General features: G+C 66.0%; 24 protein-coding genes. 10 read left to right on the top strand and 14 right to left on the bottom strand.

From position 1 onward, the window contains the following. The first annotated feature begins 192 nt into the window (after positions 1-192). The 3 genes from ACT89O_RS03000 to ACT89O_RS02990 all read left to right on the top strand — a co-directional run bounded on the left by ACT89O_RS03000 (position 193) and on the right by ACT89O_RS02990 (position 4,049). Positions 193-1,440 carry a phenylacetate--CoA ligase family protein gene (locus ACT89O_RS03000; protein WP_431151701.1) on the top strand — a complete coding sequence of 416 codons (1,248 nt, stop codon included), beginning with the start codon at positions 193-195 and terminating at the stop codon, positions 1,438-1,440. A 412-nt stretch (positions 1,441-1,852) separates the two neighbouring features. Continuing rightward, positions 1,853-2,839: a tripartite tricarboxylate transporter substrate-binding protein gene (locus ACT89O_RS02995; RefSeq protein WP_121422117.1), complete on the top strand. Its 987-nt coding sequence runs from the start codon at positions 1,853-1,855 to the stop codon at positions 2,837-2,839. A 181-nt stretch (positions 2,840-3,020) separates the two neighbouring features. Further along, positions 3,021-4,049: a Bug family tripartite tricarboxylate transporter substrate binding protein gene (locus ACT89O_RS02990; protein ID WP_487261771.1), complete on the top strand. Its 1,029-nt coding sequence runs from the start codon at positions 3,021-3,023 to the stop codon at positions 4,047-4,049. A 28-nt stretch (positions 4,050-4,077) separates the two neighbouring features. On the opposite strand, the gene ACT89O_RS02985 is transcribed toward ACT89O_RS02990, so the two are convergent. From ACT89O_RS02985 to ACT89O_RS02975, 3 genes are all read right to left on the bottom strand, one after another. After that, positions 4,078-4,467, bottom strand: coding sequence for a nuclear transport factor 2 family protein (locus ACT89O_RS02985; protein ID WP_426306218.1), 390 nt, complete (start codon positions 4,465-4,467; stop codon positions 4,078-4,080). A gap of 99 nt (positions 4,468-4,566) precedes the next feature. Beyond that, complete coding sequence (locus ACT89O_RS02980) at positions 4,567-4,890, bottom strand: DUF1840 domain-containing protein (RefSeq protein ID WP_121422116.1); 324 nt, start codon at positions 4,888-4,890, stop codon at positions 4,567-4,569. 29 nt (positions 4,891-4,919) lie between these two features. Continuing rightward, entirely contained in the window at positions 4,920-6,188 is a 1,269-nt protein-coding gene (locus ACT89O_RS02975) for a class I SAM-dependent methyltransferase (protein WP_487261770.1), read from the bottom strand. A gap of 113 nt (positions 6,189-6,301) precedes the next feature. Between ACT89O_RS02975 and ACT89O_RS02970 the strand changes: the two genes are divergently transcribed. The 6 genes from ACT89O_RS02970 to ACT89O_RS02945 are packed head-to-tail and all read left to right on the top strand — an operon-like array spanning position 6,302 to position 13,287. Continuing rightward, positions 6,302-8,662: a bifunctional salicylyl-CoA 5-hydroxylase/oxidoreductase gene (locus tag ACT89O_RS02970; RefSeq protein ID WP_487261769.1), complete on the top strand. Its 2,361-nt coding sequence runs from the start codon at positions 6,302-6,304 to the stop codon at positions 8,660-8,662. A gap of 2 nt (positions 8,663-8,664) precedes the next feature. Continuing rightward, positions 8,665-9,156: a MarR family winged helix-turn-helix transcriptional regulator gene (locus tag ACT89O_RS02965; RefSeq protein WP_121507724.1), complete on the top strand. Its 492-nt coding sequence runs from the start codon at positions 8,665-8,667 to the stop codon at positions 9,154-9,156. Then, positions 9,153-10,007, top strand: coding sequence for an enoyl-CoA hydratase family protein (locus tag ACT89O_RS02960; RefSeq protein ID WP_192420975.1), 855 nt, complete (start codon positions 9,153-9,155; stop codon positions 10,005-10,007). The genes ACT89O_RS02965 and ACT89O_RS02960 overlap by 4 nt, the downstream gene beginning before the upstream one ends. 4 nt (positions 10,008-10,011) lie before the next feature. Next, the gene (locus ACT89O_RS02955; RefSeq protein WP_487261768.1) at positions 10,012-11,229 is read left to right on the top strand and encodes an acyl-CoA dehydrogenase family protein; all 1,218 of its coding nucleotides are present in this window, start codon (positions 10,012-10,014) and stop codon (positions 11,227-11,229) included. A gap of 4 nt (positions 11,230-11,233) precedes the next feature. Next, the gene (locus ACT89O_RS02950; protein WP_487261767.1) at positions 11,234-12,889 is read left to right on the top strand and encodes an AMP-binding protein; all 1,656 of its coding nucleotides are present in this window, start codon (positions 11,234-11,236) and stop codon (positions 12,887-12,889) included. Further along, complete coding sequence (locus ACT89O_RS02945) at positions 12,889-13,287, top strand: RidA family protein (protein ID WP_055400021.1); 399 nt, start codon at positions 12,889-12,891, stop codon at positions 13,285-13,287. Before ACT89O_RS02950 ends, ACT89O_RS02945 begins: the two co-directional genes overlap by 1 nt. Here ACT89O_RS02945 and ACT89O_RS02940 read toward each other — a convergent pair. Continuing rightward, complete coding sequence (locus tag ACT89O_RS02940) at positions 13,232-14,200, bottom strand: EamA family transporter (RefSeq protein ID WP_487261766.1); 969 nt, start codon at positions 14,198-14,200, stop codon at positions 13,232-13,234. The two genes, ACT89O_RS02945 and ACT89O_RS02940, sit on opposite strands and share 56 nt — an antisense overlap. Positions 14,201-14,297: 97 nt before the next feature. Between ACT89O_RS02940 and ACT89O_RS02935 the strand changes: the two genes are divergently transcribed. Continuing rightward, entirely contained in the window at positions 14,298-14,759 is a 462-nt protein-coding gene (locus ACT89O_RS02935; RefSeq protein ID WP_056059735.1) for an Lrp/AsnC family transcriptional regulator, read from the top strand. A 36-nt stretch (positions 14,760-14,795) separates the two neighbouring features. Here ACT89O_RS02935 and ACT89O_RS02930 read toward each other — a convergent pair whose 3' ends face one another. The 10 genes from ACT89O_RS02930 to ACT89O_RS02885 all read right to left on the bottom strand — a co-directional run bounded on the left by ACT89O_RS02930 (position 14,796) and on the right by ACT89O_RS02885 (position 23,445). Next, the gene (locus ACT89O_RS02930; protein WP_487261765.1) at positions 14,796-15,380 is read right to left on the bottom strand and encodes a phosphonate degradation HD-domain oxygenase; all 585 of its coding nucleotides are present in this window, start codon (positions 15,378-15,380) and stop codon (positions 14,796-14,798) included. 12 nt (positions 15,381-15,392) lie between these two features. Beyond that, positions 15,393-16,199 (bottom strand): phosphonate ABC transporter, permease protein PhnE, encoded by an 807-nt coding sequence (gene phnE, locus ACT89O_RS02925; RefSeq protein WP_146870132.1) that lies wholly within the window; start codon positions 16,197-16,199, stop codon positions 15,393-15,395. 34 nt (positions 16,200-16,233) lie between these two features. Further along, a complete protein-coding gene (gene phnD / locus ACT89O_RS02920) occupies positions 16,234-17,181 on the bottom strand; it encodes a phosphonate ABC transporter substrate-binding protein (protein ID WP_055399982.1) in 948 nt (315 codons plus the stop codon). Between the two features lie 46 nt (positions 17,182-17,227). Beyond that, positions 17,228-18,088 (bottom strand): phosphonate ABC transporter ATP-binding protein, encoded by an 861-nt coding sequence (gene phnC / locus ACT89O_RS02915; protein WP_436130391.1) that lies wholly within the window; start codon positions 18,086-18,088, stop codon positions 17,228-17,230. Between the two features lie 217 nt (positions 18,089-18,305). Then, a complete protein-coding gene (locus ACT89O_RS02910) occupies positions 18,306-19,460 on the bottom strand; it encodes an alpha-D-ribose 1-methylphosphonate 5-triphosphate diphosphatase (protein WP_487261764.1) in 1,155 nt (384 codons plus the stop codon). Next, positions 19,457-20,188 carry a phosphonate C-P lyase system protein PhnL gene (gene phnL / locus ACT89O_RS02905; protein ID WP_487261763.1) on the bottom strand — a complete coding sequence of 244 codons (732 nt, stop codon included), beginning with the start codon at positions 20,186-20,188 and terminating at the stop codon, positions 19,457-19,459. The genes ACT89O_RS02910 and phnL overlap by 4 nt, the downstream gene beginning before the upstream one ends. Beyond that, entirely contained in the window at positions 20,185-20,973 is a 789-nt protein-coding gene (gene phnK / locus ACT89O_RS02900) for a phosphonate C-P lyase system protein PhnK (RefSeq protein WP_487261762.1), read from the bottom strand. The genes phnL and phnK overlap by 4 nt, the downstream gene beginning before the upstream one ends. Continuing rightward, entirely contained in the window at positions 20,970-21,431 is a 462-nt protein-coding gene (locus tag ACT89O_RS02895) for an N-acetyltransferase family protein (RefSeq protein ID WP_487261761.1), read from the bottom strand. The genes phnK and ACT89O_RS02895 overlap by 4 nt, the downstream gene beginning before the upstream one ends. Then, a complete protein-coding gene (locus tag ACT89O_RS02890; protein WP_487261760.1) occupies positions 21,428-22,348 on the bottom strand; it encodes an alpha-D-ribose 1-methylphosphonate 5-phosphate C-P-lyase PhnJ in 921 nt (306 codons plus the stop codon). Before ACT89O_RS02890 ends, ACT89O_RS02895 begins: the two co-directional genes overlap by 4 nt. Beyond that, positions 22,345-23,445, bottom strand: a complete 1,101-nt coding sequence (locus ACT89O_RS02885) for a carbon-phosphorus lyase complex subunit (RefSeq protein WP_487261759.1) — start codon at positions 23,443-23,445, stop codon at positions 22,345-22,347. The genes ACT89O_RS02890 and ACT89O_RS02885 overlap by 4 nt, the downstream gene beginning before the upstream one ends. Position 23,446: the final 1 nt, after the last annotated feature.

Below are 23,446 nucleotides of genomic sequence, written 5' to 3'. Positions count from 1 at the left end.
TCAGGGGGACGCACCCAGTGGCCTGGCAGAGCCAGTTCCACGGGTGCGCTGGTGAGGCATCGCGGGCGGCCAGGGCAGTGCTCATTTTCGGACCTCGGACAAATTCACTCTCAATTTCATAGCTGCTTGCGCTTTATGGATGAGCGCCAGAGGCCAATTTCACTTCAAACCACCTCACAAGGAACCCCAGGCATGAGCACGTTTTATGACGCCCTGGAAACGCGCAGCCCCGCAGAGCGCGAAGCGGCGCTGATGGCGGCGCTGCCGCAGCAGATCGCCCATGCCCAGAAGGCATCGCCCGCATTTGCCGGCATCCTGGCTGGCGTGGATGCAACCACCATCACCGGCCGCGCAGCCCTGGCAAAGCTGCCCGTCACGCGCAAGTACGAGTTGCTGGAGCGCCAGCAGGCAGGCCGCGCGACCAACGTGTTTGGCGGCTTCAGCGCGCTGGGTTTTGGCGCGGCCATGCCGCGTGTGTTTGCCAGCCCCGGCACCATCTACGAACCCGAAGGCACGCGGCGCGACTACTGGCGCATGGCGCGCGCCATCCACTCCGCAGGCTTTCGGCCCGGTGAGCTGATCCACAACAGCTTCAGTTACCACTTCGTGCCCGCGGGCTCGATGATGGAAACCGGCGCACACGCTCTGGGCTGCACGGTGTTTGCAGGCGGCACGGGGCAGACCGAGCAGCAGGTGCAGGCCATGGCCGAACTGCAACCTGCGGGCTACATCGGCACGCCCAGCTTTCTCAAGATCATTGTCGAAAAAGCCGCCGAGATGGGTGTAACGCTGCCCACGGTGACCAAGGCGCTGGTGTCGGGCGAGGCCTTTCCGCCATCGCTGCGCGAGTGGTTTGCCGAGCGCGGCATCGCGGGCTACCAGTGCTACGCCACGGCCGACCTGGGGCTGATTGCTTATGAAACCTCGGCCCGCGAAGGCCTGGTGCTCGATGAAGGTGTGATCGTCGAGATCGTGCGCCCCGGCACCGGCGACCCGGTGCCCGAGGGCGAGGTGGGCGAGCTGGTGGTGACCACGCTCAACCCCGACTACCCGCTGATCCGCTTTGGCACGGGTGATCTGTCGGCCGTGCTGCCAGGGCAGTGCCCCACGGGCCGCACCAATACCCGCATCAAGGGCTGGATGGGCCGGGCCGACCAGACCACCAAGGTCCGCGGCATGTTCGTGCACCCCGGCCAGGTGGCCACGATTGCACAGCGTTTTCCGCAGGTGCTGCGCGCACGCCTGGTGGTCAGCGGCGAGATGGCCAACGACCAGATGGTGCTGCAGGTGGAAACCGTGGAGACCGCCGAGGGCCTGGCACACCAGCTCTCGGACGCGATCCGCGAAGTGACCAAGCTGCGGGGCGACGTGCAGATGGTGGCCCCTGGCACGCTGCCCAACGATGGCAAGGTGATCGAGGACGCGCGGAGCTATAAGTAGCCTCCGCCATGGCGCCCTGCGGCGCCTAGCCGCAGCTGCCAGGGGCTGCAGCTCCTCTATCCCCAACGGAAACGCCGCCCGTGGCTTGGCAAAGCGTTCCACGGTGGCGCTGGCATCGGGTCATGCCTGTCTCGGTGATGAGCGGCATGGGCGTGCTGTCAATGCGCAAACGTGGGCCCTTCCCGCTCCGCCCAAAGGTTTGCGTCAGCGCAAAAAGTGCCCGCTTTGCGCGGTGTCATAGCGCAGTGTTTACCCTAGCATTGCTCACAATTCAGTAGCATTCAGCGCTTTATAGACAAGCGCTACAGACGTCTTTTTGTTAAAGACCATGCCCCCTGTGTGCTACGTAATATCCGCAATGTTCCCGCAAACCCCCCTCGCTATCATGGCCCGTCATTCACAGGAGAGACCCATGAAAACAACGCTGAAACTTGCATTGATCGCTGCGGCCGCAGCCACCGCTTTTGGCGCCAGCGCCCAAGACTATCCCGCCAAGGACAAGACCATCACCATCGTGGTTCCCTTTGCTGCGGGCGGCCCCACCGACCGCGTGGCGCGCGACCTGGCCGAAGCACTGCGCAAGCCCCTGGGTGCTACTGTGGTGGTGGACAACACGGCCGGCGCCGGCAGCTCCATCGGTGCAGCCCGCGTAGCCCGCGCTGCACCGGACGGCTACACGCTGCTGCTCAACCACATTGGCATGTCCACCATGCCCGCGCTGTACCGCAAGCTGTCGTTCAGCGTGCCCAACGACTTTGAATACCTGGGCATGGTCAACGATGTGCCCATGACGCTGATCGCTCGGCCCACCATGCCCGCGAACAACTTCAAGGAGCTCACCGCCTGGATTCAGCAGAACAAGGGCAAGATCAACCTGGGCAATGCCGGCCTGGGCGCTGCGTCGCACCTGTGTGGCCTGATGTTCCAGAGCGCCATGCAGGTGGACATGACCCCCGTGCCGTACAAGGGCACGGCCCCCGCCATCACCGACCTGATTGGCGGCCAGATCGACCTGCTGTGCGACCAGACCACCAACACCACGCCACAGATCGAAGGCAAGAAGGTCAAGGCCTACGCCGTGACCACGCCCAAGCGCCTGACCACCCCGGCTCTGAAGGACCTGCCCACCCTGGCGGAGTCGGGCCTGAAGGACTTCAACGTCAGCATCTGGCACGGCCTGTACGCGCCCAAGGGCACGCCAGCTCCCGTCGTGACCAAGATCAACGAAGCCCTCAAGCTTGCACTGAAGGACCCCGAGTTCATCAAGAAACAAGAAGGCCTGGGCGCGGTGGTCGTCACCGACAAGCGCATGGAACCCGCTGAACACAAGAAGTTTGTACAGGCCGAGATCGACAAATGGGGCGCTGTGATCAAGGCTGCAGGCACCTACGCAGACTGATCAGTTTTTCCCTTCCAGCCATTGATGGAAAAGCCGCCTCGGCCTTGGCCGAGGCGGCTTTTTTGTGCCTGCCATCGAGCTCGGCGCCACCACCTTGGGGTAATCCATCTGCACGGATCGCGCCGCGCCGCGTAAAAAGCTTTGCATGCATACGAAACACCTGCGAAAGGACGCCCCCGCCATGACAACACGCCCCCATCCACGCCGCCGCACCGTTGCAGCACTGGCCTGCGCCGCCCTGGGTTGCGCCGCCCTGCTGCCCCTTGCGCACGGCCAACAACAAGCCAGCACCTGGCCCACCAAGCCCGTACGCATCGTCGTGCCCTTTGCCCCCGGTGGCACCACCGACATCCTGGCACGCGCTATGGCGCCCGAACTCTCGCGCGCGTTTGGCCAGCAGTTCATTGTGGACAACCGCGCCGGTGCTGGCGGCAATGTGGGCGCCGACATCGTCGCCAAGTCACCGGGGGACGGCTACACGCTGCTGATGGGCACCGTGGGCACGCACGGCATCAACCGCGCGCTGTACGCCAAGCTGCCCTACGACCCCATCAAGGACTTTGTCCCCGTCACGCTGGTGGCTGCGGTGCCCAATGTGATGGTGATGAATGCCGACAAGGCCAAGGCCCAGGGCATCGCCAACGTGCAGGATTTCATCCGCGTCGCCAAGGCCAGCCCCGGCAAGATGAACATGGCCTCCAGCGGCAACGGCACATCGATCCATCTGGCAGGCGAGCTGTTCAAGAGCATGACGGGCACCTTCATGCTGCACTTGCCCTATCGGGGTTCCGGCCCCGCGCTCATGGACATGGTGGCGGGCAACGCCGACGTGATGTTTGACAACCTGCCTTCGTCGATGGCGCAGATCAAAGCGGGCAAGCTCACGGCTCTGGCCGTAACTAGTTCAGAGCGCTCCAGCGCCCTGCCCGACGTTCCCACAGTGGAGCAGGCCGGAGGCCCGGCCCTCAAGGGCTACGAGGCCAGCTCCTGGTTCGGCCTGCTTGCCCCGGCGGGTACGCCCCAGGACATCGTGAACCGCATCCAGCAGGAAGTGGCCAAATCACTGGCCACCCCGGCGATGAAAGAACGGCTGGTGGCGCAAGGCGCTATTCCGGGTGGGAACACACCCGCCGAGTTTGCCAAACACATCGACAACGAACACAAGAAGTGGGCGCAGGTGGTGAAGGCGTCGGGGGCGAAGGTGGACTGACCTCTTGCCGTGGTGGCGGGCCTGCGGGTCAGCCCGTGATGGCTGCCTGCGCGGGCTGCAGGCGCTTTTCACCCGTGGCAAACGAGGCGCGCTGGATGCGCCCGTTCAAGACTTCATACACGCACAGCATCTCCAGCGTCCCCAGGCCCTCGGGAAAATTGCGCGTGATCAATTCGCAGTCCACCACCACATTCGCCACCACCGTGCGCGACAGCAGCCGTGCATGCAGGTCGGGCTCGGCAAAGCGCGCCAGAAAGCGCGGGCGCATCTCGGCATGCCCTTGCGCAAGCCGTTCTCCGTGGAGGACAAACTGCTGCGCGTCTTCGGCGTAGGTCGCCAACAGGGCGTCGATGTTCTTGGCGTTGTAGGCGTCCAGCTGAGCCTGGACGACGGCCAGCGGAGAAAGGTCGCGGGTCATTGGAGGGTTGCACGAGAAAGAAGAAACCTGCAGGGGGCTGCCGTGAAGATGCGCCGCGAACGAAGCTGCCCGCAGCCCACTGGCTCAAAAGACGAGGCGCTACACGCCCCAGACCACGTCCACATCCGCCGCCGCACTGCGCTTGAGCATGTCGATCAGCGGTGCCACCCGCTGCCGCAGGCGCACGGCCTCAGCGCGGTCTTCCGCACTGGCCTCGTCCTCTCCACCCGCGTCTGCGGACGCCTGCTGAGCCTCTTCGGACGCCACGGCGGACTCCAGCGCAGCGATGGCGGCAGGGATCTGGGCGGCCGTCACGATGCCGCTGGCACCGGGTGTCTTGCCCATGATGGTCACCACCTGGCGGCCCTGCGGCTCCAGCATGATCAGATCGGCTGCGGCGCGGGATTTGAATTTGTAGAGCATGGAGAAGCGTTTTCGTGGAAGAAGCAGACTCAGCTGCGGTAGATGTAATCGCGAATGAACGGATAGCCTGATTGTGCGCCGGGCATGGCCCCGGTGGCCACATCTCCGTCAGGCTTGATGGCCAGCATCTGGTGCAGTGCCATCCAGCCGCGCTCAAACCCCAGGGCACTGCCCGCAAGATACAGGCGGTATGCACGCAAGACCTTATCACCCTGCTGCGCCCCACCCTGTGCGGCCAGCACCTCACGGGCCGCAGGCAATTGGGCTTCGAGCCCGTCGGACCACGCCCACAGCGTACGCGCGTAGTGTGGGCGCAGGTTCTCGGTGTCCACCATCTCCAGGCCTGCGCGGGCCATGTCGTGCAGCACCGTGCTCACATGCAACAGCTCGCCGCCCGGGAAGATGTACTGCTCGATAAAGTCACCCATGCCCGCGCCCAGTTGCGCGTTGTCTGCGCCCCCCGCTGTGATGCCGTGGTTCAGCACCAGCCCTCCGGGCCGCAGCAGGCCCGCCACCGTCTCAAAGTAGCGCTGCATCTGCGCGCGGCCTACATGCTCGAACATGCCCACCGAGGCGATCTTGTCGAAGGGCTGCTCCACCTGCAGCTCGCGGTAATCCACCAGTTGCATGCACACGCGCCCCTGCAGCCCACGCTCTTCAATGCGCCGCTGCACATGGGCGTGCTGGTTGCGCGACAGCGTGATGCCTGTGGCATCCACACCGTAGTGCTCGGCCGCCCACAGCAGCAGGCCACCCCAGCCCGCGCCAATGTCCAGAAACCGGTCCCCCGGTTGCAGCTGCAGCTTGCGGCAAATGTGGTCGAGCTTGGCCTCCTGCGCCTGGGCCAGCGTCAGGTCTGGGGACCGGTAGTATGCACACGAATACACGCGGCGCGGGTCCAGCCACAGCGCGTAGAAGTCGTCCGACAGGTCGTAATGGAACTGCACATGGCGCGCGTCATGCGCCAGCGTGTGCACCGCCATCGACCGCGCGCGTGCCAGCACCCGCTGCCACCAGCCGTGGTGCTGGTCGCGGGCCGGGTCGCGGGTCAACAGGCCCGCAGCGGCGGCCATCAGGTCGCGCATGCCGCCTTCCAGCGCCACGCGCCCCTCGACGATGGCAGCCCCCACATTGCCGATCTCGCCCGTGGCCAGCGCCAACAGTGCCATGCGGTCACGAAAGCGCAGCGTTACAGCAGGCTCGGGCGCGCCCAGTTGCTGGCCCGCAGGCAACTGGACGGCCATCGGCACCGGCAAGGCCGCGAGCCGCCCCTCCAAGGTGTGCAGCAAGTGCTTCATGCGGCGCATCTTGAGAAATTTGCTGCACTGCGTCAACACCCCGCAATGGCATCAGGGGTTTCGCCGGGAAGGCCCCATTGACAGCATTTTGTTTAAGCCTAAACTATTTTGGCATGAACATCCTCTGCATTGGCGGTGGGCCCGCCGGTCTCTACTTCGCCCTGCTCATGAAGCAGCAAAACCCCGCGCACCGCGTCACGGTGGTCGAACGCAACCGGCCGTTCGACACCTTCGGATGGGGGGTGGTGCTGTCGGACCAGACGCTGGCCAACCTGCAGGCGGCCGATGCGCCCACGGCAGCCCTGATCGGCGATGCGTTCAACCACTGGGACGACATCGAGGTGTTTTTCAAGGGCCGCAGCGTGCGCTCCACGGGCCACGGCTTCTGTGGCATCGGCCGCAAGCGGCTGCTCAACATCCTGCAGGACCGGTGCTTGGCGGTGGGCGTGGAGCTGGTGTTCGAGACCGATGTGGCCGACGACCAGGCGCTGGCCGCCGAGTACAACGCCGACCTGGTGATTGCGAGCGACGGCCTCAACAGCCGCATCCGCACCCGCTACGCTACCACCTACCAGCCCGATATCGACCTGCGCGAGTGCCGTTTTGTCTGGCTGGGTACACACAAAAAGCTGGATGCTTTTACGTTTGCTTTCGAGCAGACTGAGCATGGCTGGTTCCAGGCGCATGCCTACCAGTTCGATGCCGATACCTCCACCTTCATCATCGAGACACCCGAAGCGGTGTGGAAGGCGCACGGTCTCGACCAGATGCAGCAGCCCGAGGCCATTGCATTCTGCGAAAAGCTGTTTGCCAAATACCTGGACGGCAACGCGCTCATCAGCAACGCCACGCACCTGCGCGGCTCGGCCAACTGGATCCGCTTCCCGCGCGTGATCTGCAACACCTGGGTGCACCGCGAGACCATCGGCGGGAAGCAGGTGCCCATCGTGCTGATGGGTGACGCGGCGCACACCGCACATTTCTCGATTGGCAGCGGCACCAAGCTCGCGCTCGAAGACGCCATTGACCTGGCCAACGAATTCGCCACGGGCTTGCCGATTGACGAGGTGCTGCAGCACTATGAAGCGCGCCGCAGCGTGGAGGTGCTGAAGATCCAGAACGCCGCGCGCAACAGCACCGAGTGGTTTGAGAACGTGGCGCGCTACGCCGGCATGCCCGTGGAGCAGTTCACGTACTCGCTGCTCACGCGCAGCCAGCGCATCAGCCACGAGAACCTGCGGCTGCGCGATGCCGCGTGGCTGGAGGGCTATGAGGCCTGGCTCGCGGGTGGCAAGGCCGCGATTCCGCCCATGCTCACGCCCTTCACGCTCAAAGGCCTCACGCTCAAGAACCGCATCGTCGTCTCGCCCATGGCCACCTACAGCGCGGTCGAGGGCGTGCCGCAGGACTTCCACCTGGTGCACCTGGGCGCTAGGGCCCTGGGCGGCGCCGCGCTGGTGATGGTGGAGATGACCAGCCCCACGCCCGAGGGCCGCATCACCCCCGCCTGCCCCGGCCTGTGGAACGACGCACAGCAAGCCGCCTTTGCGCGCATCGTGAACTTTGTGCACGGCAGCAGCACGGCCAAGATCGGCCTGCAGCTGGGCCACAGCGGCCCCAAGGGCTCGACCCGCGTCGGCTGGGAAGGCACGGATGAGCCGCTGGACGCGGGCAACTGGCCCCTGCTGGCCGCGAGCCCCCTCGCCTACGGCGCGCAGAACCAGACGCCTGCCGCCATGACCCGCGCCGACATGGACCGCGTGACCGCCGCCTTTGTGGACAGCGCCCGCCGCGCCGTGGCCTGCGGCTTTGACTGGCTGGAACTGCACTGCGCGCACGGCTACCTGCTGGCCAGCTTTATCAGTCCCGCCACCAACCAGCGCACGGACGACTATGGCGGCAGCCTGGAGAACCGCTGCCGCTACCCGCTGGAAGTGTTCACTGCTTTGCGCGCCGTGTGGCCCGCCGACAAGCCGATGAGCGTGCGTATCTCCGCGCACGACTGGCTCCCCGATGGAAATACCGCCGACGACGCCATCGCCATCGCGCGCTTGTTCAAGGCCGCCGGCGCCGACCTGATCGACGTCTCCTCCGGCCAGACCACGCGCAACTCGCGCCCGGTGTATGGCCGCATGTACCAAACGCCGTTTGCCGACCGCATCCGCAACGAGGTGGGCATTGCCACCATGGCGGTGGGCGCGATCACCGAGGCCGACCACGCCAACAGCATCATCGCGGCCGGCCGCGCCGACCTGTGTGCCATCGCGCGCCCCCACCTGGCCGACCCGGCCTGGACGCTGCATGCCGCCGCACAGCTGAGCCCCGTGGCCGCAGCGCACACCGACTGGCCTGTGCAGTACACCAGCGGCCGCGACCAGATGCTGCGCGAGATATCCAAGCAAAAGCAGCTCCTTGCGCAGGCCAATCAAGCGCAAGCAGCTACCAAAAACAGAGCATCCGAGGAAGAAGGCTAGCCATGGACCTCGAAGCCCGCCTGCACGGCGCCGCCCCCAGCGAACATCCCGAGGCCCTGCGCCTGTGGCTGCGCCTGCTCACCTGCACCCAGCTCATCGAAAAACAGGTGCGCAGCCACCTGCGCGCGCAGTTCGACACCACGCTGCCGCGTTTTGACCTGATGGCGCAGCTGGAGCGCGCGCCGGACGGCATGAAGATGAAGGAACTCTCGCGCCGCATGATGGTGACGAGCGGCAACATCACCGGCATCACCGACCAGCTCGTGGCCGAGGGGCTGGTCGAGCGCATGGACGTGGAAGGCGACCGCCGTGCGTACCTGGTGCGCCTCACGCCGCAAGGCCGCGAGCAGTTCAACACCATGGCGCGCCAGCACGAGCAATGGATCGTCGAAGCCTTCGCCTCGTTGGGCGAGCGCGACATCAGCACCTTGTACCGCCTGCTGGGCAAGGTGAAAGAACACACACAAAACAATTCTTTGGAGACAGCCGAATGAAACACTTCATCGGGGCGAGCAACCCCATGCGCGAGCAGTTCAACCCGCAAGCCAGCTATGTGGCCGAGCACTTTGCCTGGACCTTTGCCGATGGTGTGGGCACCGTCACGCTCAACCGCCCGGACCGCAAGAACCCTCTCACCTTCCAGAGCTATGCCGAGCTGCGCGACTTCTTCTACGCGCTGCGCTTTGCCACCGATGTGAAAGCCATCGTTGTCACGGGTGCGGGCGGCAACTTCTGCTCAGGCGGCGACGTGCACGAGATCATCGGCCCGCTCACCACCATGACCATGCCCGAGCTGCTGGAGTTCACGCGCATGACGGGTGACCTGGTGAAAGCCATGCGCGCCTGCCCGCAGCCCGTGCTGGGCGCCATCGACGGCATCTGTGCCGGTGCGGGTGCGATGATGGCGCTGGCCTGCGACATGCGCTACGGCACCGAGGCCACCAAGACCGCGTTCTTGTTCACCCGCGTGGGCCTGGCCGGCGCCGACATGGGCGCCTGCGCACTGCTGCCGCGCATGATCGGCCAGGGCCGCGCCAGCGAGCTGCTGTTCACCGGCCGAGCGATGACAGCGCACGAGGGTCTCGCCTGGGGCTTCTTCAACGATTTGTATGAGAGCGCTGACCTGCTGGCCAACGTGCAGGCCACCGCGCGCGCGCTGGCCGATGGCCCCACCTTCGCCCACGGCATGACCAAGACCATGCTGAGCCAGGAGTGGAGCATGACCATCGAGCAGGCCATCGAGGCCGAGGCGCAGGCGCAAGCGATCTGCATGCAGACCGAAGACTTCCGGCGTGCGTACGAGGCGTTTGCCGCCAAGCAAAAGCCCGTGTTCCAGGGAGATTGAACCCATGCACGTCGCAACGCCCCCCGCCCCCTGCCCGCCCTCCACTGCGCACCTGGCCCTGCCCTTTTTTGACGACGCCCACCGCGCGCTGGCCGAGGGCCTGGTGCCCTGGGCGGCCGCACAGCAGGTCGATGAAACCGATGACCGCGCCGCCTGCCGCGACTGGGTGCAGCGCCTAGGAGCAGGCGGCTGGCTGCGCTACTGCGTGCCCGCCGCACACGGCGGCGCCCTGCCCGCGCTCGACTCGCGCGCGCTGGTGCTGCTGCGCGAGACACTGGCCTACCACTCGCCGCTGGCGGACTTTGCGTTTGCAATGCAGGGCCTGGGCAGCGGGGCCATCACGCTGGCGGGCAGCCCGGCGCAGCAGGCGCACTACCTGCAGGGCGTGGCGCGCGGTGAGCTGATTGCGGCATTCGCATTGAGCGAACCCGAAGCGGGTTCTGACGTGGGCGCTATGCAAACAATAGCTACTGGCGCTTATCCATCAAGCGTTAGTGGCCAAAAAGTCTCATATTCTCTGACCGGCACCAAGACCTGGATCAGCAACGGCGGCATTGCCGACTTCTACTGCGTGTTCGCAAAGACCGACCCGGCCGGGGGCACGCGCGGCATCAGCGCGTTCATCGTGGATGCAAACACGCCGGGGCTCGATACCTCACGCCACATCCACGTGATGGCGCCGCACCCGCTGGCCACGCTGCAGTTCGACCAATGCGCCGTGCCTGCCACCGCGCTGCTGGGCGACGAGAACGGCGGCTTCAAGCTGGCCATGCGCACGCTCGACATCTTCCGCGCATCCGTCGCCGCCGCCGCACTGGGCATGGCGCGCCGCGCACTGGCCGAGGCCGTGCACCACGCCCGCCAGCGCCGCATGTTCGGCCAGACGCTGGCGGACTTTCAGCTCACGCAGGCCAAGATCGGCGAGATGGCCGCGCTGGTGGACAGCGCCGCGCTGCTCACCTACCGTGCGGCCTGGCTGCGCGATGAAGGCGAGAAGCGCGGCGGCACGCGCGTCACGGCTGAAGCGGCCATGGCCAAGATGACCGCCACCGAAAACGCCCAGCGGGTGATCGACATGGCGCTGCAGCTGCACGGCGGGCGCGGCGTGGAGGTGGGCAGCAAGGTCGAATCGCTGTACCGCGACATCCGCTCGCTGCGCATTTACGAAGGCGCCACCGAAGTGCAGCAGCTCATCATCGGCAAGGCCGTTTTGCAGGAGTAATCGCATGAAAGCCCCCTCCGCCCAGCCCGACCATTTCGTGCACGACCGCCTGCCTGCACCCGAGGCCTGGCCCACACTGCGCTACGACCTGCCCGAACTGCAGATCGCCAACCAGGCCAACCTGGTGCAGGCGCTGTTCGACCAGGCCGAACGTGCGGGCCACATCGACCGCCCCCTGTTGCGCGGCCCGCACCGAACATATACCTACCGCGACACCCGCACCGAGGCCGCGCGCATTGCCGAGGTACTGACGCAGGACCACGGCCTCGTGCCCGGCAACCGCGTGCTGCTGCGCGGCGGCAACACGGTGGAGATGGCGCTGGCCTGGCTGGGTACCGTCTACGCGGGGCTGGTGGCGGTGGCCACCATGCCGCTGCTGCGCGCGGTGGAGCTGGGCAGCATCATCGACCGTGCCCAGCCCACGCTGGCGCTGTGTGACGGCCGCCTGCTGGCCGAGCTGCAAGCCGCGCAGACGCAGCACCCCGTGCTCGCCACCATCGTGCCCTTCCACACAGCGCCCGATGCGGCCGACCTGCTGCAGCGCGCGCAGGGCAAACCCGGCACAACGCCGCCCTGCCCCACGTCGGCGGACGACATCGCGCTAATGGCCTTCACCTCGGGCACCACCGGCGCGCCCAAAGCTGCCGTGCACACCCACCGCGACGTGCTGGCAGGCTGCGAGGCCTGGCCGCGCCATGTACTCAAGGCCACGCCCGATGACATCGTGGCGGGCTCGCCCCCCCTGGCGTTCACCTTTGGCCTGGGCGGCTTGCTGGTGTTTCCGATGTGGGCCGGGGCCAGCGTGTACTTCCCCGACCAGCCCTACACGCCCGAAACCATGGTGCGGCTGATGCGCGATGCGGGCGTGACCATCTGCTACACCGCCCCCACCTTCTACCGGCAGATGGCCCCCTTTGCCAAGCAGATCGGCCTGCCCCAGCTGCGCACCAGCGTGAGCGCGGGCGAAGGCCTGCCGGACGCGACGCGCCAGCTGTGGAAGGAGGCGACCGGCCTCGACATGACGGACGGCATTGGCGCCACCGAAATGTTCCACATCTTCATTTCCTCGCCCGGCGGTGAGAGCCGGCGCGGCGCCATCGGCAAGGTGGTGCCCGGCTACACCGCCAAGGTGGTGGACGACGACGGCCGTGAAGTGCCACGCGGCACCGTGGGCAAGCTCGCGGTGATCGGCCCCACGGGCTGCAAGTACCTCGACGACCCGCGCCAGGCCAAGTACGTGAAGGACGGCTGGAACTACCCGGGCGATGCGTTCACGCAAGACGCTGACGGCTACTTTTTCTACCAGGCACGCGATGACGACATGATCATCACCGCCGGCTACAACGTGGGCGGCCCTGAGGTGGAAGACGCCCTGCTGCGCCACCCGGCCGTGGCCGAGTGCGGCGTGATCGGCGTGCCCGACGAGGAGCGCGGCATGGTGGTCAAAGCCATCTGCGTCTTGAAGCCCGGCCACACAGGCGATGCCGCCATGGTCAAGACGCTGCAGGACCATGTGAAAGCCACCATCGCCCCGTTCAAATACCCGCGCGTGGTGGAGTTTGTGACCGCCCTGCCGCGCACCGAAACCGGCAAGCTGCAGCGCTTCAAGCTGCGCCAGGGCGCGGTGCCGGCACCTTCTTCTTCAACAAAAACAACATGATGAAAAACACCCTTTTGCAGCCCGAAGGCTGGGTCACCCCCAAGGGCTACGCCAACGGCGTGGCCGCGCGCGGCACCATGGTCTTTACCGGCGGCCAGATCGGCTGGAATGCGCAGCAGCAGTTTGAGAGCGATGACTTCATCGACCAGACGAGGCAGACGCTGCTGAACGTGCGGGCGGTGCTGGAGGCTGGCGGCGCGGGCCCCGAGCACCTGGTGCGCCTGACCTGGTACGTGACCGACCGCAACGAATACAACAGCCGCTTGAAGGAGCTGGGGGCGGTCTACCGTGAGGTGCTGGGCAAGAACTTCCCGGCGATGGCCTGCGTGCAGGTGGCGGGGCTCATGGAAGAGCGCGCGAAGATCGAGATTGAAGCAACCGCTGTAATCCCGGACTGAGCTTTTCCAGCCACCGCTGCAGCGCTTGCCCGTACAGAATGAACGCCAGCGCCGCCCCAATCAACGGCAGCGCGGCAAACACCCAGCCCGTGAGCAGCTCGCCGCCCAGCGCCACGCCCACCAGCAGCGCCACCGCAGGGTTCACAAACGAATAGCTGCCCGCCAGCGCCGCCGACGTGTTCTGCAGCAGCCACAGATACGCATTGAGCGCCACCAGCGTGCCAAACACCAGCAGATAGACCCACGCCGCCCACGACTTGGCACTCACCTGGCCCAGGGCCGACAGCGGCTCAAACCACAACGCCACCACCAGCCCCATGGCGCCCCCCGCAAACCACTGCGCGGCCGATGCCATGGCGGGCGCAGGTAGCGACAGCTTGCGCGATGCATACGAGCCCACACTCCAGCACAGAGGTGCACCAAAGGCCAGCAGCGCACCGAGCCAGGTGGCTGAAAAGTCGCCCTCCAGCGCCAGCAGCAGCGCACCCACCACGCCCAGGGCCAGACCGATCCAGCTGGTGAACGGCACGCGCTCACCGCCCCAGCGCGACCACAGCGCCAGCCACATCGGCATGGTGGTGACCACCGTGGCCATCAGGCCCGAGCCAATGCCCAGCTTTTGTGCAAAACCCATCAGGTTCATGGCCAGAAACACCATGCAGCCGCCCACCACCGCCGAGTTGCGCCATTGCACCCACGTGGGCAATGCATGGCCTTGCCACAACGCAATCAGCAGCATCACCCCCCCTGCACACAGAAAGCGGATCGCATTCATCAGCAGCGGCGGCATGCTCTGCAGCGCAATACCAATGGCGAAATAGGTAGTGCCCCAGACGATGTAGACCAACAGCAGTGCCATGGCCACCGCCCCTTTGCGCTGTGTGCGGGCTTGCGCATTGAAAATTGCCGGCATATTCTTCACCTGACCGAATAATTTATGGAAACCGCGAGGTTTTCGGAATTTTTACCAAAATCGAGCGGCTATGCAAGCAAATATTCAGACAGATGACATGGACGCCAGAATTATTTCGGCGCTAGGCGCCGATGGCCGACGTTCCTATGCCGATGTGGGGGCCGAAGTGGGACTGTCCACCGCCGCCGTGCACGAGCGCGTGAAGAAGCTGCTGGACAAGGGCGTGATTCGCCGGTTTTCGATCAGCGTGGACCCGGAACGCGTGGGGCTGAACTTCACCGCGTTTGTGGCGATCCGCAACGATGGCGGCGCGCACTGCCGCGACATTGCGCCGCGCCTGCGCGGTATCCCCCAGGTGGAGGAGTTGCACAGCGTGGCTGGCGAGCACGACTTCCTGGCCAAGATCCGCACCACGCACGCGCGCGGGCTGGAGGACGTGCTCTACCAGATCAAGGCGATTCCCGGCGTGGCGCGCACCACGAGCACCGTGGTCCTGAATACCGAATTCGAGGACCGGCCGCTGGACCTGGGCTGGGTGAATGGCGACAAGGGAGGTTGATGCGTAGGGGCGGCCTCGGCTTGGTCGCGCGGCTTTTTACGCAGCCACCGTGGCGAGTTCAGCCGCAGCGGCAACCGCCGCTGGAACTGGCGCCAGCCGCTGCACCAGCGCCATGTAGTAGCCCAGCGGGGGCGTGACCAACCCCGGCACCTTGGCATGGTCGTCATAGCGGCGCAGGCGGATGGCCTCCTGCGCAAAGGGCTGGGCCGCAAACTGCATCGCCTCTTTGGGCGTGAAGGGCCCGCCCTGCAGCACCAGGCTGTGCTGCGATGCGGGCGACAGTGTCTCCCAGTACCCCGGCTCCATGGTGCACAGGTAGCGCTTGGCATCCACATGCAGGCGGATGGGCTCCAGCACCGCGTCGGGCATCAGGCCCCGCAAGAACGGGATGGCCATGTACTGGTGCAGGTCGTCCTGCTCGGCCGTGTCGCCCCCGGGCGCCAGCAGGTGGCCCAGGTCGTGCAGCAGGGCAGCGACGACAGTGGCCGGGGTTTCACCCGATTTTTCGGCCCACTGCGCACACTGCAGCGCATGCTCCAGCTGGCTGACCGCCTCGCGGCCGTACTGGTTCACGCCCCGAGTGGAGAGCAGGTGGGCAATGTCTTCAAGGCTCAATGCCATCGTCTTTCCTTACTAGACCAATGCCTTGCGGATGCGGGCCGACACCAGGTCGATCACGCTCACCGTGACCACAATGATGAGCATCACGGCGCAGGTCTCGGCGTACTGGAAGCCCCGGATGATTTCCCACAGCACCACCCCAATGCCTCCGGCGCCCACCATGCCCACCACCGAGGCCGAGCGCACGTTGGCCTCGAAGCGGTACAGCGTGTACGAGATCCACAGCGGCATGACCTGCGGAATCACGCCGTAGATGATTTCGTGCAGTGCGCTCGCACCGGTGGAACGGATGCCTTCCACCGGCTGTGGGTCAATCGCCTCCACGGCTTCGGAGAACAGCTTGGCCAAGGTGCCCGAGGTGTGGATCCACAGCGCCAGCACGCCCGCAAAAGGCCCCAGGCCCACGGCCACCACAAACAGCATGGCAAACACCATTTCGTTGATGGCGCGGCAGGCGTCCAGCACGCGGCGCACTGGTTGGTACACCCACCAGGGCACGATGTTGGACGAGGCCAGCAGTGCCAGCGGCACGGCGGTGACCACCGCCAGCGCCGTGCCCCACAGCGCAATCTGCAGCGTGACCAGCATCTCCTGCACATAGATCTGCCATTGTGCAAAATTGGGCGGAAAGAACTCCGCCGCATAGCTGACCATGTTGCCCGAATCGTTCCATAGGTCGAGCGGGCGCATGTCGGCGCCCTTCCAGGACGCCGCCAGCAACACCAGCAGGATGCCCCACGACAGGTACCAGGCCAGGCTGCGCTTGGGCGACGAGGTGCTGGCCAGTGTGGCCAGCGAGGGATTCAAAGCAGAGGACATGGAGACACCCGGGCCGCAACAAGAAACCTACGAATTACTTCAACGACGCCAGCTGCTGGTCGATCTCGGCCAGGCGGGTCTTCTTGTCGGCATCGGCCAGCGTCGCGTCGGCCTCGATCTTGTTGCGCTTGCCGAAGAGGTCCAGCTGGCGGATGGGGGTGAGCTGGGCATTGGTCGATGGTTTGAAGCCCGAGAGCTTGGAGATCTTCATCACGATCTCCTTCTCGCGCGCATCGGTCTTGGCGTAGTTGTAGAAGAAGTCGCGGATCTTGGTCTTGGTGGCCTCAGGCAAGTCCTTGCGCATCACCAGCGGGTCCAGCGGAATCAGGGGCGAGGTCCAGACGATCTTGATGTCCTTGAATTTCTCGGGCTGGCGCTCCTTGATCTTTTCCAGGTTCTCGCTGTTGTTGGTGGCCACATCGACCTGCTTGTTGGCCACAGCCAGCGCGTTGGTCTCGTGGTTGGCACTGCGCGTGATCTTGAAGTGCGTCTTCGCGTCGATCTTGTTCTGTGCAAAGGCGTAGTAGCCGGGCACCAGGAAACCCGAGGTGGAGTTGGGGTCGCCGTTGCCAAAGCTCAGCGACTTGCCGTTCTTGAGCACGTCATCCAGGGTGGCCAGGGGGCTGTCCTTGTGCACGATGAGGTGCGAGTAGTAGCCCTGCGTGCCGTCGGCGTTCACCATCTGCGCAAAGACTTCGCCGTTGGCGCGGTCCACGGCTTCCATGGCCGACTTGTTGCCCAGCCAGGCCACCTGCATCTTGTTGAAGCGCATGGCTTCGATGAGGCCTGCGTAGTCTGATGCAAAGAAGGCATTGATCTTCAGACCGGTCTGCTTGGCCATGTCATCCAGCAGGGGCTGCCAGTCGGCCTTGAGGTTTTGCGAGGCCTCGGTCGAGATCATGCCGAAGTTGATGTCCTGGGCCAACGCGCCCGTGGTCAAACCCAGCCCGATCGTCAGGGCGGCACACAGTTTCTTGAACATGTTGAAAACTCCAGAGAAAGGAATTGAAAAGAAACAAAAAGACCGTTCAGGCGGCCTGGACCATGGCGGGCGCCCACTGTGGGACGGGTGTTGGGGCGTGCACGGGTGCTGTGGGGGCACCCGCTGCATCCGACAGAATTTCGTCGGCGTGCACGCCATAGAGGCTGCGCAGCAGTGCGGGCGTGAGGGCCGCCGATGGGCCGTCGTACACCACCTGGCCGTGGTGCAACGCCACCACGCGGGGGCAGTATTTGATGGCCACATCTACCTGGTGCAGCGACACGATGACGGTGCAGCGGTCCTCGCGGTTGATGCGGGCCAGGATGTCCATGACCTTGCGCGAGGATTCGGGGTCCAGCGAGGCGATGGGCTCGTCGGCCAGCACCACCTTGGCGCCCTGCACCAGCGTGCGGGCAATGGCCGCGCGCTGCTGCTGCCCGCCGGACAAGGTGGACGCACGCTGTGCATGGCATTCGGCAATGCCCACGCGGTGGAGCGCTTCCAGCGCCAGCGCGCGCTCCTGCGGCTTGAACATGCGCAGCCAGCCGCGCCACCAGGGCGTGCGGTGCAGCAGGCCCACCAGCACGTTCATCAACACCGGCAAGCGGTCCACCAGGTTGAACTGCTGGAACACAAAGCCCACCTGGGAACGCACCTTGCGGATGTCACTGTGGATGCGCCCGCCCTGCTGCACGCAGCGGCCGTCCACCTCGATCAGCGAATCGCTGGACGCATCGGCCACCACCAGACCCGCCACGTGGCGCAGCAGGGTGGACTTGCCCGAGCCCGATGCACCGATCAACGCCACCATCTCGCCGCGCTGCACGGTGAGGTTGATGTCGCGCAGGGCGTGTTTGCCGTTGGCGAAATGCTTGTTCAGTTGGTGGATGTGCAGTGCGGCGGTCATGGCAGCCTCCTTGGGGGGGTTAATTCCGTTTTCAAATCATTCGTGTCTAGGCGCGAAGCCGCAGACAGTGCTGTAGCACGGCAAGGCGAAGCAACAACGACACGGATGATTTGGAAACGGAATAAGTCGTCTAGACAACCGGAGTGTGGTGGTCGGGCGTGACAGTGCTTTGACAGTTGGGAGAAGTTTGGATGTCAGGAAACGACCTGCACGCGCTCTACAGGACGCGCTGCCCTTCGCGCCACACCCCACGCACCACGGCCTGGCGACCGCCATCAGGCAGCTCAGCCATGTGCACCTGCACCAGGTCGGCGCGCAGGCCGGGCGCCAGCGCGCCCCGGTCGGCCATGCCCGCGGCCTTGGCGGGGTTGCAGGTGACGGTGGCCACGGCCTGTGGCAGGGGCAGGATGTCGTCCTGCACCAGCCGCATCACCGCGCTCAGCAGGCTGCCGGGCACATAGTCGGACGAGAGGATGTCCAGCAGCCCCCGGCGCGCCAGATCGGCCGCCGCCACGTTGCCCGAGTGCGAACCACCGCGCACCACGTTGGGCCCGCCCATCACGGTGAGCAGCCCCCGCTCGTGCGCAGCCTGGGCTGCGGCCAGTGTGGTCGGGAACTCCGACATCGCGGCCCCTTCGGCATGGGCCTGCTCCACATGGGCCACCGTGGTGTCGTCGTGGCTGGCCAGCGAGATGCCGTGTGTGCGGCAGTAATCCACAAAGTACGCACGGTGTGGCTCGGCGTACTGCGCCTGCAGCGTGGCGGCGTGCGCCACCTGGCGCTCGAACTTCTCGGCGCTCCAGCCCTTCTTGCCGGTGTAGTAGGTGCGTGCCTGCTCGATGTTCTCCCACTGGCGCTGGCCCGGGGTGTGGTCCATCAGCGAGATCAGCGACAGGCGCGGGTGCCCGTGGAAGGGCTCGAACAGGTCGATGGTGTTGGGCGCAGGCAGCTCGCAGCGCACATGCAGGTGGTGGTCGGCCCGCAGCAGGTTGCGCTCGGTGCAGGTGTCGATGGTGTCGAGCACACGGTTCCAGGCGCTGCCGCGCAGGCTGTCCACATCGGCCTCGCCCACGCCCAGCGCGTCCAGCACCGTGGTGATGCCTGCGGCCGCAATCTCGGCGTCGTGCGCCAGCAGTGCGGGCATCTCGGCCCATTGCACCTTGGGTCGCGGCATCAGGTGGCGCTCGAAGTTGTCGGTGTGGATTTCGACCAGCCCGGGCAGCAGGTAGTCGCCCCCCAGGTCGATGCCTTGCAGGGCCGCAGTGCCCCCACTATCCAGCAACACAATGCGCCCACCCTCCACCTGCAAGCTGCCGTGCACCACTTCGCCCGGTAGCACCATGCGAGCGTTCTTGAACACGGTCGCGGTCATGCCGATGCTCCCCGAAAGTCGCCCACATTCACGCGGCGTGTGGCCACGGCAGCGCCCACCTGCGCGTCGTGAAAGATACCCACCAGGGCCGCCCCGCGCGCCACCGCCTCGCGGATCATGGCGATCACCGTCTCGGTGTTGGCTGCATCGAGCGATGCGGTGGGCTCGTCCAGCAACAGCAACGGCTTGGGCTTGATCATGTTGCGGGCAATGTTGATGCGCTGCTGCTCCCCGCCCGAGAAGGTGGCGGGCGGCAGGTGCCACAGCCGCTCGGGAATGCGCAGGCGGGTCAGCCACTGGCGGGCGGCCTCGCGCGCGGCCTCGATGCCCGCAGGGTCGTCTCCGGCGTCTTCCGCCAGTGGTTCGGCCACCACGTCCAGCGCCGACACGCGCGGAATGACCCGCAGGAACTGGCTCACATAGCCCACGGTGTCGCGCCGCAGCTGCACCAGCGCACGCGGCGTGGCCTGTGTCACATCCACCACGGCGCCATCGGCCGAGCGCACCGTGATGCGCCCCGCATTGGCCCGGTAGTTGGCGTAGATCATCTTGAGCAGCGTGCTCTTTCCCATGCCCGAGGGGCCGTCCAGCACCACACATTCACCGGGCTGCACGGCCAGGTCCACCTGGGCAAGCACAGGCAGTTCGATGCCGTTCTGGTGGTGCAGGGTGAAGCGCTTGGTCACCCCTTGCATCTGGAGAATGGGCGCAATGGAAGGCTGGTTCATGGCTGCAGTACCGAAGAAACGAGGAGCTGGGTGTAGGGGTGTTGCGGGTCGTCGAGCACCTGGTCGGTCAGGCCCGCTTCCACCACGCGGCCGCGTTGCATGACCACCATGCGGTGGGCCAGCAGGCGTGCCACGGCCAGGTCGTGCGTGACCACAATGGCCGCCAACTGCATCTGCCGCGTGAGCTGGCGCAGCATGTCCAGCAGGCGCGCCTGCACCGACACATCCAGGCCCGAGGTGGGTTCGTCCATGAACACCAGGCGTGGCTGCGTGACCAGGTTGCGGGCAATCTGCAGGCGCTGGCGCATGCCGCCCGAAAACGTGCGTGGTGCGTCGTCGATGCGCGCGGCATCGATCTCCACACGCTGCAGCCATTCCGTGGCCGTGGCGCGCAGGCGGCCATAGTGGCGCTCGCCCAGGCCCATCAGGCGCTCGCCCACATTGGCACCGGCGGATACATCCATGCGCAGGCCGTCCGCCGCGTTCTGGTGCACAAAGCCCCAGTCGGTGCGCGCCAGCAGGCGCTGCTGCGCTTCTGTCATGGCGTAGATGTCCTGCAGCTCGCCGCTGCGCTGGCGGAACTGCACCGTGCCTTCGTCCGGGGCGCTGCGTGCTGCAATGGCGTTGAGCAGCGTGGACTTGCCGGAGCCCGACTCGCCCACCACGGCCAGCACCTCGCCGGGCCACAGGTCAAAGGACGCGCCTTGCAGCGCCACGCGGTCGCCATAGCGCTTGCTGACGTTGCGCACGCTCAGCAGCGGCGCAGAAGGTTCGGGGTGATTCATGTGAGGGTCTCGACAACAAAGCTCAGGCCATGCTGCGCAAAGCCCAGGGATTCATAGAAGGCATGCGCGCCCTTGCGGCGGGCGTTGGACGAGAGCGCGAGCTTGTAGCAGCCCGCGTCGCGCGCCTGCTGCATGGCGTGGGCCATCATCTGGCGGCCAATGCCTCGGCCCTGCTGGTCCTGTGCCACCACCACGTCTTCCACGATGGCCGAGGGCGTGCCCCGATGCGCCAGGTTGTGCATGACGAGCAGCGCATAGGTGCCCACCACGGCGCCGTGCTGCGCGGGGTCGCAGGCCACCCACAGGCGGTAGCTGGGGTAGCGGGCGAACTGGGACCATACGGCCTCGGCTTCTTCCAGGGTCAGCAGGTCGACCGGGCTGTCTTCAATGGCGGCATACAGCACCAGCACGCTCTCCAGGTCGGCCTGCCGGGCTTCGCGAATGTGCACGGCGCTCATGCCGCGCCGCCTTCCACCTGCGCCGTTTCGGCCTGCTGCGCCTGGCGCTCGTGGCAGTAATCCGAGTCCGAACAGACATGCATGCGCCCGCCCTGGTCGTCGGTGATGACCTCGTCGAGAAAGCTGTCGGTGGCGCCACACAGCGCGCAAGCAGCATCCCAGCGCTGCACCTCGAACGGGTGGTCCTCAAAACCAAGGCTCTCCACCGGCGTATAGGGCGGCACGGCATAGATGCGCTTTTCGCGGCCCGCGCCAAACAGCTGCAGCGCGGGGTTCATGTGCATCTTGGGGTTGTCGAACTTGGGGATGGGCGACGGCGCCATCACATAGCGGCCGTTGACCAGCACGGGGTAGTCGTAGGTGGTGGCGATGTGGCCGTAGCGTGCGATGTCTTCGTAGAGCTTGACGTGCATGAGCCCGTACTCGGCCAGGCCATGCAGAGTGCGCGTTTCGGTCTCGCGTGGCTCCAGGCGCTGCATGGGCTCGGGCACGGGCACCTGGTAGACGATGACCTGGCCTTCGGTCAGCGGTGTCTCGGGGATGCGGTGGCGTGTCTGGATCAGCGTGGCCTCGCGCGTGCGGGTGGTGGTCGCCACGGCCGTGGTGCGCTCGAAGAAGCGGCGGATGTTGACCGCGTTGACCGTGTCATCCGATCCCTGGTCGATGACCTTGAGGCAATCCTCTGGGCCGATGATGGACGCGGTGACCTGGATGCCGCCCGTGCCCCAGCCATAGGGCAGCGGCATTTCGCGGGAGCCAAAGGGCACCTGGTAGCCGGGGATCGCCACCGCCTTCAGGATGGCGCGGCGGATCATGCGCTTGGTGCGCTCGTCCAGGTAGGCAAAGTTGAAGTGGCCGTCCACCGGTGCAGCGTCGGCGGGCAAGCCCATCACGGCGGGTTCCATGGGGGCGTTCATGCGGCATCTCCCTGTTCGGTGGTGGCGGGGTTTGCAGCGGCGCGCATCTTGCGCACCAGCTCCAGCTCGGACTGAAAGTCCACGTAGTGCGGCAGCTTCAGGTGCTGCACGAAGCCAGACGCCTCCAGGCTGTCGCTGTGGCCCAGCACGAACTCCTGCATCTGTGCGGGCGACTCCACCGGCTCGCCCAGCTCATCGGCACGCAGGGCGCGGTCCACCAGGCTCATGGCCATGGCCTTGCGCTCGCTGTGGCCAAACGCCAGGCCATAGCCGCGCGTGAACTGCGGGGGCTGGCTCTTGCTGCCCGCAAACTGGTTCACCATTTCGCATTCGGTGATCTCGATGTCACCGATCTCGATGGCAAAGCCCAGCTCTTCGGGTACGACCTCCACCGCTACCGTGCCCAGGCGCACCTCACCCACAAACGGGTGCGAGTGCGAATAGCCGCGCTGCGTGGAATACGCCATGGCGAGCAGGAAGCCCTCGTCGCCGCGCGCCAGGTTTTGCAGGCGCGTGGCCCGGTTGGCAGGGAAGCGCAGCGGCTCGCGCGTCAGGTCCGTGGGCGCGGGGTCGCCCGGGGGCACGGGGCGGGTTTCGATCAAGCCTTCCTGGTTGAGCAGATCCACCACACGGGGGGTGGGGCCGGGTGGCACCGCAGCTGGCGCAGCGGCAGGCGGCGCCACCGGGCCTTCGGCCAGCAGCTTGAAGTCCAGCAGGCGCTGCGTGTAGTCGTAGGTGGGGCCCAGCACCTGGCCGCCCGGCAGGTCCTTGAAGGTGGCGGAGATGCGCCGGTCCAGCACCATGCGGCTGGTGTCCAGCGCGCAGGTGGTGCCCAGGCGCGGCAGCGTGGCGCGGTAGGCGCGCAGCAAAAAGATGGCTTCCACCAGGTCGCCTGCTGCCTGCTTGATGGCAAGGGCCGCAAGCTCGGGGTCGTACACCGATCCCTCGGTCATGACGCGGTCCACCGCCAGCTTGAGCTGCTGGCGGATCTGCGCTACCGAGAGTTCAGGCTGTGCGGCATCGCCCCTGCGCTGGCGGGCCAGCAACTGGTAGCTGTTGAGAATGGCGGCTTCTCCGCCTTTGACGGCTACGTACATG

Source organism: Acidovorax sp. NN32, assembly GCF_057597245.1.
This window is presented reverse-complemented; position numbering and strand designations above follow the sequence as displayed.

Excerpts from the sequence above, each read along its gene's own strand:
- ACT89O_RS03000 (WP_431151701.1), top strand. The coding sequence starts at position 193 with ATGAGCACGTTTTATGACGCCCTGGAAACGCGCAGCCCCGCAGAGCGC.
- ACT89O_RS02995 (WP_121422117.1), top strand. The coding sequence starts at position 1,853 with ATGAAAACAACGCTGAAACTTGCATTGATCGCTGCGGCCGCAGCCACC.
- ACT89O_RS02990 (WP_487261771.1), top strand. The coding sequence starts at position 3,021 with ATGACAACACGCCCCCATCCACGCCGCCGCACCGTTGCAGCACTGGCC.
- ACT89O_RS02985 (WP_426306218.1), bottom strand. The coding sequence starts at position 4,467 with ATGACCCGCGACCTTTCTCCGCTGGCCGTCGTCCAGGCTCAGCTGGAC.
- ACT89O_RS02980 (WP_121422116.1), bottom strand. The coding sequence starts at position 4,890 with ATGCTCTACAAATTCAAATCCCGCGCCGCAGCCGATCTGATCATGCTG.
- ACT89O_RS02975 (WP_487261770.1), bottom strand. The coding sequence starts at position 6,188 with ATGAAGCACTTGCTGCACACCTTGGAGGGGCGGCTCGCGGCCTTGCCG.
- ACT89O_RS02970 (WP_487261769.1), top strand. The coding sequence starts at position 6,302 with ATGAACATCCTCTGCATTGGCGGTGGGCCCGCCGGTCTCTACTTCGCC.
- ACT89O_RS02965 (WP_121507724.1), top strand. The coding sequence starts at position 8,665 with ATGGACCTCGAAGCCCGCCTGCACGGCGCCGCCCCCAGCGAACATCCC.
- ACT89O_RS02960 (WP_192420975.1), top strand. The coding sequence starts at position 9,153 with ATGAAACACTTCATCGGGGCGAGCAACCCCATGCGCGAGCAGTTCAAC.
- ACT89O_RS02955 (WP_487261768.1), top strand. The coding sequence starts at position 10,012 with ATGCACGTCGCAACGCCCCCCGCCCCCTGCCCGCCCTCCACTGCGCAC.
- ACT89O_RS02950 (WP_487261767.1), top strand. The coding sequence starts at position 11,234 with ATGAAAGCCCCCTCCGCCCAGCCCGACCATTTCGTGCACGACCGCCTG.
- ACT89O_RS02945 (WP_055400021.1), top strand. The coding sequence starts at position 12,889 with ATGAAAAACACCCTTTTGCAGCCCGAAGGCTGGGTCACCCCCAAGGGC.
- ACT89O_RS02940 (WP_487261766.1), bottom strand. The coding sequence starts at position 14,200 with ATGCCGGCAATTTTCAATGCGCAAGCCCGCACACAGCGCAAAGGGGCG.
- ACT89O_RS02935 (WP_056059735.1), top strand. The coding sequence starts at position 14,298 with ATGGACGCCAGAATTATTTCGGCGCTAGGCGCCGATGGCCGACGTTCC.
- ACT89O_RS02930 (WP_487261765.1), bottom strand. The coding sequence starts at position 15,380 with ATGGCATTGAGCCTTGAAGACATTGCCCACCTGCTCTCCACTCGGGGC.
- phnE (WP_146870132.1), bottom strand. The coding sequence starts at position 16,199 with ATGTCCTCTGCTTTGAATCCCTCGCTGGCCACACTGGCCAGCACCTCG.
- phnD (WP_055399982.1), bottom strand. The coding sequence starts at position 17,181 with ATGTTCAAGAAACTGTGTGCCGCCCTGACGATCGGGCTGGGTTTGACC.
- phnC (WP_436130391.1), bottom strand. The coding sequence starts at position 18,088 with ATGACCGCCGCACTGCACATCCACCAACTGAACAAGCATTTCGCCAAC.
- ACT89O_RS02910 (WP_487261764.1), bottom strand. The coding sequence starts at position 19,460 with ATGACCGCGACCGTGTTCAAGAACGCTCGCATGGTGCTACCGGGCGAA.
- phnL (WP_487261763.1), bottom strand. The coding sequence starts at position 20,188 with ATGAACCAGCCTTCCATTGCGCCCATTCTCCAGATGCAAGGGGTGACC.
- phnK (WP_487261762.1), bottom strand. The coding sequence starts at position 20,973 with ATGAATCACCCCGAACCTTCTGCGCCGCTGCTGAGCGTGCGCAACGTC.
- ACT89O_RS02895 (WP_487261761.1), bottom strand. The coding sequence starts at position 21,431 with ATGAGCGCCGTGCACATTCGCGAAGCCCGGCAGGCCGACCTGGAGAGC.
- ACT89O_RS02890 (WP_487261760.1), bottom strand. The coding sequence starts at position 22,348 with ATGAACGCCCCCATGGAACCCGCCGTGATGGGCTTGCCCGCCGACGCT.
- ACT89O_RS02885 (WP_487261759.1), bottom strand. The coding sequence starts at position 23,445 with ATGTACGTAGCCGTCAAAGGCGGAGAAGCCGCCATTCTCAACAGCTAC.